General features: G+C 74.0%; 5 protein-coding genes. 4 read left to right on the forward strand and 1 reads right to left on the reverse strand.

Annotated elements, in window-relative coordinates:
- Nucleotides 1–205 precede the first annotated feature (205 nt).
- The 4 genes from ACSU53_RS08945 to ACSU53_RS08960 all read left to right on the forward strand — a co-directional run bounded on the left by ACSU53_RS08945 (nt 206) and on the right by ACSU53_RS08960 (nt 7,078).
- Nucleotides 206–2,038: an ABC transporter ATP-binding protein gene (locus ACSU53_RS08945; RefSeq protein WP_437026220.1), complete on the forward strand. Its 1,833-nt coding sequence runs from the start codon at nt 206–208 to the stop codon at nt 2,036–2,038.
- Nucleotides 2,035–3,888 (forward strand): ABC transporter ATP-binding protein, encoded by a 1,854-nt coding sequence (locus ACSU53_RS08950; RefSeq protein ID WP_437026222.1) that lies wholly within the window; start codon nt 2,035–2,037, stop codon nt 3,886–3,888. Before ACSU53_RS08945 ends, ACSU53_RS08950 begins: the two co-directional genes overlap by 4 nt.
- Nucleotides 3,889–4,448: 560 nt before the next feature.
- Nucleotides 4,449–6,485: a M4 family metallopeptidase gene (locus ACSU53_RS08955; protein WP_437026224.1), complete on the forward strand. Its 2,037-nt coding sequence runs from the start codon at nt 4,449–4,451 to the stop codon at nt 6,483–6,485.
- Nucleotides 6,486–6,556: 71 nt separating this feature from the next.
- Nucleotides 6,557–7,078: a DUF1990 family protein gene (locus tag ACSU53_RS08960; RefSeq protein ID WP_437026226.1), complete on the forward strand. Its 522-nt coding sequence runs from the start codon at nt 6,557–6,559 to the stop codon at nt 7,076–7,078.
- Between the two features lie 22 nt (nt 7,079–7,100).
- Here the strand turns inward: ACSU53_RS08960 and ACSU53_RS08965 are convergent, their stop codons facing one another.
- Nucleotides 7,101–9,719 carry a glycosyltransferase family 1 protein gene (locus tag ACSU53_RS08965; RefSeq protein ID WP_437026228.1) on the reverse strand — a complete coding sequence of 873 codons (2,619 nt, stop codon included), beginning with the start codon at nt 9,717–9,719 and terminating at the stop codon, nt 7,101–7,103.
- Nucleotides 9,720–10,206 lie beyond the last annotated feature (487 nt).

Consider the following 10,206-nt stretch of genomic DNA (forward strand, 5'->3'; position numbering starts at 1 on the left):
ATAGGGGACGGTACGACCTGCCGGCGTCGGGCAGCGCGCGACCGCCGATCGACGGCGGCGGGCCAGGGCGAACGCCGCCCGAGCGGGCGGGCTTCCGGGGCCGGGGGTGCCCGCGCCGGCCCGCGGGTCGTAGGTCTCCGGACGGAGTCCGGTCGGGCCGAAACTCGGTGGGCAGTGTCAGCATCGATCCGTAGGCTCACTGCTGATGTCCACCTCACTCCCCACCGCCGAACCCCGCTCGGACGACGGTTCCGGGCCGGACGCCCCGCCCCGCTCCACCGTGCGCACCCTGCTGCGGCTGTGGCCGTACGTGCGGCCCGTGCGGGCGCGGCTGTTCACCGCCGCGTTCATCGCGGTCCTGGCCTCCTGCATCGGCCTGGTGATCCCGCTCGTCCTGAAGTGGATGGTCGACGGTCCGATCGCCGACCGCGACCCGGGGGGCGTGTGGCTCGGCGCGCTGTACCTGCTGCTGCTCGGACTGGCGGAGGCGCTGCTGTTCGGGCTGCGGCGCTGGCTGGTGGCCCGGCCCCTGTCGGGCGTCGAGGCAGGGATGCGGGCGGACCTCTACCGGCATCTGCAACGGCTGCCGGTGGCCTTCCACGACCGGTGGCCGTCGGGGCAGTTGCTGTCCCGGGCGACCACCGACCTGATGCTGCTGCGCATGTTCCTGGCCTTCCCGCTGACCTTCCTGCTGGTCAACGGCGTCACCATCCTCGTCGGCCTGGGCATCATGCTGGCGCAGGACTGGACGCTGGGCCTGGTCGTCCTGGTGCCCGCGGTGCCGGTGATGGTGACCTGCGTGGTGTTCGAGAAGCGCTACTCGGCGGCGTCACGGAAGGCCCAGGACCAGGTCGGCGACCTGACGACCGTGGTCGAGGAGAGCGTGCTCGGCATCCGCATCATCAAGGGGTTCGGGCGGCACCGCAGTCAGGCGCGTGCCTTCCACGAACTGGCCGGGCGGCTGCGCGGCACGGAACTGCACAAGGCCCGGCTGCTGGCCACCATCCTGGGCATCATCGTCACCCTGCCCGAACTGGCCGTCGGCGCCGCCCTGGTGCTCGGCTGCATGCGGGTGGCCGACGGCACCCTGTCGGCGGGGACGCTGGTCGCGTTCCTGTCGACGGCGCTCGCCCTGCGCTGGCCGGTGGACTCGATCGGATTCCTGCTGGCGATGAGCCAGGAGGCGGCGACCGCCACCACCCGCTACTTCGAGGTGATGGACGCCCCCGAGGAGGACCGGACGGCACCCCCCGCCGGTGCCGCCGCGCCCCGCCGCGCCGACGGGCTGCGCTTCGACGGCGTCACCTTCCGCTACCCGGACGCCCCGCCGGACTCCCCGCCCGTGCTGGACCGGGTCGACCTGCACATCCGTCCCGGCGAGTCGCTGGCCCTGGTGGGCGCGACCGGCAGCGGCAAGACCACGCTCACCGCCCTGGTCCCCCGGCTGCACGAAGTCACCTCCGGGCGGATCACCCTGGACGGGGTGGACATCACGGCGATGCCCCGCGAGGAACTGCGCGCCCGGGTCGCCGTCGCGTTCGAGGAACCCACCCTGTTCTCGGCCGCCGTCGGGGAGAACGTGCTGATGGGCGCCGGAGCCTCGGGCGCCGGGCCGGACGACCTGGAGCGGGCGCTCGGGGTGGCGCAGGCGGACTTCGTGCACGCGCTGCCGCAGGGTGTGGACACCCAGGTCGGCGAGCAGGGACTGAGCCTGTCCGGCGGTCAGCGGCAGCGGCTGGCGCTGGCCCGCGCGGTGGTGGGCCGGCCCGACTTCCTGGTGCTGGACGACCCGCTGTCCGCGCTCGACGTGCACACCGAGGCCGCGGTGGAGGCGGCCCTGCGCCGGGTGCTCGCCGACACCACGGCCCTCATCGTCGCCCACCGGCCGTCCACCGTGCTGCTGGCCGACCGCGTCGCCCTGCTGTCCGGCGGCCGGATCACCGCCGTCGGCACCCACCACGAACTGCTGCGCACCAACGCCGAGTACGCCCACCTGATGGCCGGGGAGCCGGCCGGCGGACAGGAGGACCCGCGATGACGGCGGCCACGACCGCGCCCGCCCCCGGCCGGGACGACGACCGGTCGCCCGAGGAGACCGGCGACCCCTTCGACCGGGACGTCCTGCCGGCACCCCCGGGCGCCACCGGGGCCCTGCTGCGGTCCCTGCTGTCCCCGCTGCGGCGCGGGGTCGCGCTCACCGCGTTCCTGCTGCTGCTCCAGCAGGCGGCGGTGCAGGCGGGCCCGCTGCTGGTGGCCTACGGGATCGACCGGGCGGTGCCCGCGTTCCGTGCCGACGACCACGGGCCGCTGATCGCGGTGGCCGTGGGCTACCTGCTGTGCGCGGCGTCGGCGGGCGCGCTGCAGTACGGGTTCATCACCGCCTCCGCCCGGGTGAGCCAGGCGGTGCTGCTCGACCTGCGCGGCCGGATCTTCCGCCACGCCCAGGCGCTGAGCGTCGACTTCCACGAGCGCTACACCTCGGGCCGGCTCATCTCCCGTTCCACGACCGACGTGGAGGCGCTGCGCGAGCTGCTGGAGGAAGGGCTCCAGGAGCTGGTGACGGTCGTCCTGTCGTGCGTCTACATCTCGGTGCTGCTGCTCTGGCTGGACCTGGGGCTCGGCGCGGTCGCGCTGGCGTCCTTCCTGCCGCTCTACGCGCTGGTGCGGTCCTACCGGCGGCGGGCGACGCGGGTGTACCGCAAGCGGTCGACGGCCATCGCCGCGGTCATCGTGAAGTTCGTCGAGACGATGAACGGCATCCGGCCGGTGCGCGCCTTCCGCCGGGAGGCCGCCAACGACGCCGACTTCCGGGTGCTGAACCGGCGTCACGAGCGCACCAACGGCGACGCGCTGCTGGAGATGGCCCGCTACGTGGTGGGCTCCCGGGTGACCGCCAACACCACCGTCGCGCTGGTGGTGCTGTGGGGCGCCTACCGGGTCGCGGAAGGCACCCTCGCGCTGGGCGTCCTGGCGGCGGCGGTGCTGTACCTGCGGCGGCTGTACGACCCGATCGACCGGCTGGGCATGTTCCTCAACGCCTACCAGTCGGCCGCGGCCTCGCTGGAGAAGATCGCCGGGCTGCTGGCGCAGACCCCGTCCGTGCCCGAACCGGCCGCGCCCCGCGAGCTCCCGGTCCGGCGCTCCGGGCACCCCGGCCGCACCGTGGTCTTCGACGGCGTCCGGTTCGCGTACCGCACGGGCGGCGAGGTGCTGCCCCGCTTCGACCTGACGCTCCCGGCGGGGCAGACGGTCGCGGTCGTCGGCTCGACCGGCGCGGGCAAGTCGACGCTGGCCAAGCTGCTCGCCCGCTTCTACGACCCCACCGAGGGCCGGGTCCTGCTGGACGGCGTCGACCTGCGCGACCTCGCGGGACCGGAGCTGCGGCGGGGGGTGGTGATGGTGACGCAGGAGGCGTTCCTGTTCTCCGGCACGGTCGCCGAGAACATCGCCATCGGCCGGCCGGAGGCCACCCGCGAGGAGATCGAGCGGGCCGCCAAGCAGATCGGCGCGCACGACTTCATCACCGCTCTGCCCGACGGCTACGACACGGACGTCCGCAAACGCGGCGGCCGCATCTCCGCGGGCCAGCGCCAGCTGGTGGCGTTCGCCCGGGCGCTGCTCGCGGACCCCGCCGTACTGATCCTCGACGAGGCGACCAGTTCCCTGGACGTCCCCGGCGAGCGCGCGGTGCAGCGCGCGATGGCGACGGTGCTGACCGGCCGGACGGCGGTGGTCATCGCCCACCGGCTGTCCACGGTGGAGATCGCCGACCGGGTCCTGGTGATGGAGCACGGCCGCATCGTGGAGGACGGCCCCCCGGCCGACCTCATCGCCGGCACCGGCCGCTTCGCGGACCTGCACCGGGCCTGGCGCGACAGCCTGGCGTAGGCGGCACGGACGCCCCGTGCCGCCCGCCGGGCATGCCCGACGCCGGCACGGGCCGCCGCACCGCCCGCACGACGCCGACGCCGACGCCGACCGCTGACCTCGGACCGCGGGCCGGACACCGGACCGCGCACCGCTGACCGCGGACCGCGACCGGACACCGGAGCGGCCCCGCACGGCCGGCCCGCCCCGCACGCCGCACCGGCCGCGACCGGCGGGGGCGCGCCCCCACGCCGCCGCGGCGGTCCCGCACGCGAGGCGCCCGCAAGGCGCCTGCACCGGCCCCCGCCGCGCACCGCGGCGCGTCCGCATAACGGATCCGGACTTCCGTACAACGAACGATTTCCGCCAAACTCTTGACGCGGTCCTGACAGAAACCGCGATCACCTGCCACTCTTCCCACGGCCCCTTCCCGGCAACCCCACCGCACCGCGCCGACGCCCGGGGACGGTGGCCGAGCACCGCAGCTGGTTCCGCGTACCGCCCTGTTCTGCCCGGCCGGCCCACCCGCCGGCCGGTCTCCCCTGGCCGCGCGACCCGCGGCCGCGCAGAAGGAGTCAGTGTTGAGAAGCAGGTCTTCCCACAGACGCACCCCCCGCAGCACCGCCGCCGTCGCACTCGCCGGGGTCGCCGCCCTGGTCGCGACGGCCGTCCAGGCCGGCACGGCCACCGCCGCGCCGGAGCAGGCCCCCGCCGCCGAGAGCGCGGCGAAGCCGGGCTCGGAGTCGGTCCGGCTCACCCCCGCCCAGCGCGCCGAACTGATCCGCGAGGCCGACGCCACCAAGGCGGAGACCGCCGAGGAGATCGGCCTGGGCGCCAAGGAGAAGCTGGTCGTCCGTGACGTCCTGAAGGACCGCGACGGCACCGTGCACGTCCGCTACGAGCGCACCTACGACGGGCTGCCGGTCCTCGGCGGCGACCTGGTCGTCCAGGGCGACCGGGCCGGTGAGGCCGACAAGGTCGTCAAGGCCACCCGGACCGCGGTGAAGCCCGCCACCACCGCCGCCGCGGTGCCCGCCGCGAAGGCGGAGCAGCAGGCCCTGTCCGCCGCGAAGGCCGAGAAGGCCAAGGGCCCCGACGTCGACCGGGCCCCCCGCAAGGTGATCTGGGCGGCCGACGGCAAGCCGGTCGTGGCCTACGAGACCGTCGTCGGCGGCCTCCAGCACGACGGCACCCCGCAGGAACTGCACGTCGTCACCGACGCCACCACCGGCGAGAAGCTGTACGAGTGGCAGGCCGTGCAGAACGGCACCGGCCACACCGTCTACAGCGGCACCGTCGACCTGACGACCACCCGGTCCGGGTCCACGTACAACCTCACCGACGGCGCGCGCGGCAACCACCGGACGTACAACCTGAACCGCGGCACGTCCGGCACCGGAACGCTGTTCTCCGGCTCCGACGACGTCTGGGGCAACGGCAACCCCTCGAACCTGGAGTCGGCCGCCGCCGACGCCCACTACGGGGCGGCCCTGACCTGGGACTACTACAAGAACGTGCACGGCCGCAGCGGCATCCGCGGTGACGGCGTCGGCGCCTACTCCCGGGTCCACTACGGCAACAACTACGTCAACGCCTTCTGGTCGGACAGCTGCTTCTGCATGACCTACGGCGACGGCGCGGGCAACGCCAACCCGCTCACCTCGATCGACGTGGCCGCGCACGAGATGACCCACGGCCTCACCTCGAACACCGCGGGCCTGGTCTACAGCGGCGAGTCCGGCGGCCTCAACGAGGCCACCAGCGACATCTTCGGCGCGACCGTCGAGTTCTACGCGAACAACTCCTCCGACGTCGGTGACTACCTCATCGGCGAGGAGATCGACATCAACGGCGACGGCACCCCGCTGCGCTACATGGACAAGCCCAGCCGGGACGGCAAGTCCAAGGACGCCTGGTACTCGGGCATCGGCAGCATCGACGTGCACTACTCCTCCGGCCCGGCGAACCACTTCTTCTACCTGCTCAGCGAGGGCAGCGGCACCAAGACCATCAACGGGGTGACCTACGACTCGCCCACCTCCGACGGCCTCCCGGTCACCGGCATCGGCCGCGCCAAGGCGGAGAAGATCTGGTTCCGCGCGCTGACCACGAAGTTCACCTCCACCACCAACTACGCCGGCGCCCGCACCGGCACCCTGGCGGCGGCCGGTGAGCTGTACGGGACGGACAGCGCCGAGTACAAGGCGGTGCAGGACGCCTGGGCGGGCGTCAACGTGGGCTCGCGCCCCGGTGACGGCGGTGGCGGCGGCGGCACGTCCTTCGAGAACACCGCCGACGTGGCGATCCCGGACAACGGCGCCGCGGTGACCTCCTCGGTCACCGTCACCGGACGCTCCGGCAACGCCCCGTCCGACCTCCGCGTGACGGTGGACATCCGGCACACCTGGAGCGGCGACCTGGTCGTCGACCTGGTGGCCCCGGACGGCACCGTGTACCCGCTGCGCAGCCGCACCGGCGGCTCCGCCGACAACATCCAGGAGACCTACACGGTCAACGCCTCCTCGGAGACGGCCAACGGCACCTGGAAGCTGCGCGTGCAGGACCGGGCACGGTACGACACCGGCTACATCAACAGTTTCAAGCTCACCTTCCCGTAAACCGGGACGAGCCCACCGGGCGGCGCCCCGCCGTGCTCCACGGCGCGGGCGCCGCCCTACCCTTGGGTCCCATGTCTTCGGCGGACTTCACCTACGACCACGTCGGCAAGACCCGTGAACAGGGCTTCTGCCCACCGGGTTTCCACCCCCTGCACGTCCGTACCCGGCTGGGCGAGGGCGAGGTGGTGTTCCGGCAGGCCACCCGGGCGCTGTTCACCTGGGAGATGCACCGGGCCATGGGCGTCGGGGTGGACGCCGCCGCCGACCGGGCCGCCCCCGGGGTGGACGTCACCGTCACCCTCGCCGGAGTCGTCCGGGCCCCGTGCCGGGTGGTCTGGGCCGAGGAGGAGCACCGCAGGGCGGGCTGGGCCTACGGCACCCTGGCCGGCCACCCGGAGCGCGGCGAGGAGTCCTTCGTGGTGGACCGCACCGGGGACGGGACCGTGTGGCTGACCGTGTCCGCCTTCAGCCGGCCGGCGGCCTGGTACGCCCGGGCCGGCGGCCCGGCGACGCGCGGGCTCCAGCACGCCTACGCGCGCCGCTGCGGAACCGTCCTGCGCCGCCTGGCCACCGACGGCGTCGAGGACCCGTGAGTCCCCGCCGCCCCCGGGGGTGTCACCTCATCAGCAGACCGGCGGCCGCCACCAGGTCGTCGGACGGCACGGCGAGCAGGCCCATCTCCGCGCCGGACGCCAGCAGCCGGTGCCCGGGCAGGATGCGGACCGTGTAGCCGAACGGCCCGGTGCGGTCCAGGGACAGCGGGCCCTCGTACACCCAGCGGCCCTCCGGGTCCGGTGCCCCCGACGGCTTCAGCGGCACGGCGTTCGCGTCGGTGATGCGGTCCGCCTCGTCCACCCGTCCGGAGACCGCCTGCACCTCCACGTCGTCCGGGCCGAGGTCGCCGAGGTTCACCCGCACCCGCAGGGCCAGCGTGGTGCCCAGTTCGGCGGTCGCCTGGGTGTCGGAGGTCTCCACGTGGTCGACGCTCACCCCGGGCCAGGCGGACCGCACCCGGGCCTTCCAGCCGGCCAGTTCGCGAGCCGTCCGCGGGTCCATGGCGCGGTGCGCGGACGCGGCGGGCGCGTAGAGGCGCTCGACGTACTCCCGGACCATCCGCCCGGCCAGCACCTTGGGGCCGAGCGAGCCGAGGGTGTGGCGGACCATCTCCAGCCACCGGTCGGGCAGCCCGCTCTCGCCCCGCTCGTAGAAGCGGGGGGTCACCCGCTGCTCCAGCAGGTCGTAGAGGGCGGCGGCCTCTATGGCGTCCCGCCGGTCGGGGTCCGTGGCGCTGCCGTCGGCGGTGGGGATGGCCCAGCCGAAGTCGGGCTGGAACCACTCGTCCCACCAGCCGTCCAGCACCGAGAGGTTGAGGCAGCCGTTCAGCGCGGCCTTCATCCCGCTCGTCCCGCACGCCTCCAGCGGCCGCAGCGGGTTGTTCAGCCAGATGTCGCAGCCGGGGTAGAGCTTCTGCGCCATCGCCATGCCGTAGTCGGGCAGGAAGACGATCCGGTGCCGCACCCGCGGGTCGTCGGCGAACCGGACGAGTTCCTGGATGAGCCGCTTGCCGCCCTCGTCCGCCGGGTGCGCCTTGCCCGCGACGACGATCTGCACCGGCCGCTCGGGGTGCAGCAGCAGCTCCATCAGCCGGTCCTTGTCGCGCAGCATGAGTGTCAGCCGCTTGTACGACGGGACCCGCCGGGCGAACCCGATGGTCAGCACGTCCGGGTCGAGCACCCGGTCGATCCAGCCCAGCTCGGCCGTACCGGCCCCGCGCTGCCGCCACGAGGCGCGCAGCCGCTCGCGCACCTCCATCACCAGCAGCTCACGCAGGGAGCGGCGCAGCTCCCAGATCTCCTGGTCGGCGATGTCCGCGACCGAGTCCCAGCGGTCGGAGTCGCCGACGGTCAGAGCCTCCTCGGCCCGTGCCTCGCCGATCTTCCGGGCGCCGAGCCGGAACACCTCGGGGGCCACCCAGGTGGGGGCGTGCACCCCGTTGGTGACGGAGGTGATGGGCACCTCCGCCGGGTCGAAACCGGGCCACAGCCCGGCGAACATCTCCCGGCTGACGTGCCCGTGCAGCAGGGAGACGCCGTTGGCGCGCTGGGCGAGGCGCAGCCCCATCACCGCCATGTTGAAGAGGTTCGCCTCCCCGCCCGGGTACGTCTCCATGCCGAGCCGCAGGACGCGGTCGACGTCGATGCCGGGCAGTTCGGCGCCGGGGCCGAAGTGCCGGGCGACCAGTTCGCGGTCGAAGCGGTCGATGCCGGCCGGGACGGGCGTGTGGGTGGTGAACACGGTGCCGGCCCGGACCGCCTCCAGCGCGGCGGCGAAGTCGAGCCCCTCGGCGCCCAGCTCGGCGATGCGCTCCAGGCCGAGGAAGCCGGCGTGGCCCTCGTTGGTGTGGAAGACCTCGGGGGCGGCGTGCCCGGTGAGCCTGCAGTACGCCCGGACCGCCCGCACCCCTCCTATGCCGAGCAGCATCTCCTGCAGCAGCCGGTGCTCGCTGCCGCCGCCGTAGAGCCGGTCGGTGACGCCGCGCTCGCCGGGGTCGTTCTCCTCGACGTCGGAGTCCAGCAGCAGCAGCGGGACCCGGCCGACCTGGGCCAGCCAGATCCGGGCGTGCAGCGACCGGCCGCCCGGCAGGGCGAGGGTGACGTGCGCGGTGGTGCCGTCGGGTTCCTGGAGCGGGACCAGGGGCAGCTCGTTGGGGTCGAGGACGGGGTAGTGCTCCTGCTGCCAGCCGTCCCGCGACAGGGACTGGCGGAAGTAGCCGTGCCGGTAGAGCAAGCCGACGCCGATGAGCGGCACGCCCAGGTCGCTGGCGGCCTTGAGGTGGTCTCCGGCGAGGATGCCCAGGCCGCCGGAGTACTGCGGCAGGGCGGCGGTGATGCCGAATTCCGGGGAGAAGTAGGCGATGGCGGCGGGCAGGTCGTCGGTGCGGGACTGGTACCAGCGGTCGCCGGTGAGGTAGTCGTCCAGGTCGTCGGTGACCGCGGTGAGGCGGTCGAGGAAGAGATGGTCGCCGGCGAGTTCGCCGAGCCGGGCGGGCGGCACGCTGCCCAGCAGCCGGACCGGGTCGCAGCCCGCGGCGGCCCAGCGTTCCGGGTCGACGGACCGGAAGAGGTCGCGGGTCCCTTCGTGCCAGGACCAGCGCAGGTTGCGGGCCAGATCGCTGAGGGGCCGGAGGGGTTCGGGGAGAACGGGTCGGACGGTGAATCGACGGATCGCCTTCACATTCCACCTCGGCGCGTTCGTGACAGACGCGGTGTGCGTCTCGGCATCCCTGCCGACAGTACCGGCGCGGGAGGCCGTCGTGCCGGAGGCCGGGCGAGCGGGTGGTGCCGTGGGGCAGAGCAAACGATTCCTCGCATACCCGATGTGGCCGGTTCCCCACCTGTGGGCGCTCTTGTGCTATTTGGTCCCGCACGCTCCGCACCCCGGGCGTGGCGGCTGCCCGGACCGTCCCGGAGGCCGGTGGGCCCGGTGATCGCGGAGCGCCGGCTGGGGGCGCCCGGCGACCGGCAGGGCCGGAGGGCAGGCGGCCGGACGGCGGGCGGGACGGACGCCCGGCGGCACGGACGGGCCGCAGGACAAGAATCCGGCCGTTTCCCGCGGACGCCACGGTGGCCGGTCCGCATCCCCCACCGGGCTCCTCCGTCACGGCAGCCGCTCCGGCGGCACCTCGGCCGTCGCCGGGCCGCCGAGCCCGGCGGCAGACCGA

It is taken from the genome of Streptomyces sp. enrichment culture, assembly GCF_964273255.1.
GTDB lineage: Bacteria > Actinomycetota > Actinomycetes > Streptomycetales > Streptomycetaceae > Streptomyces.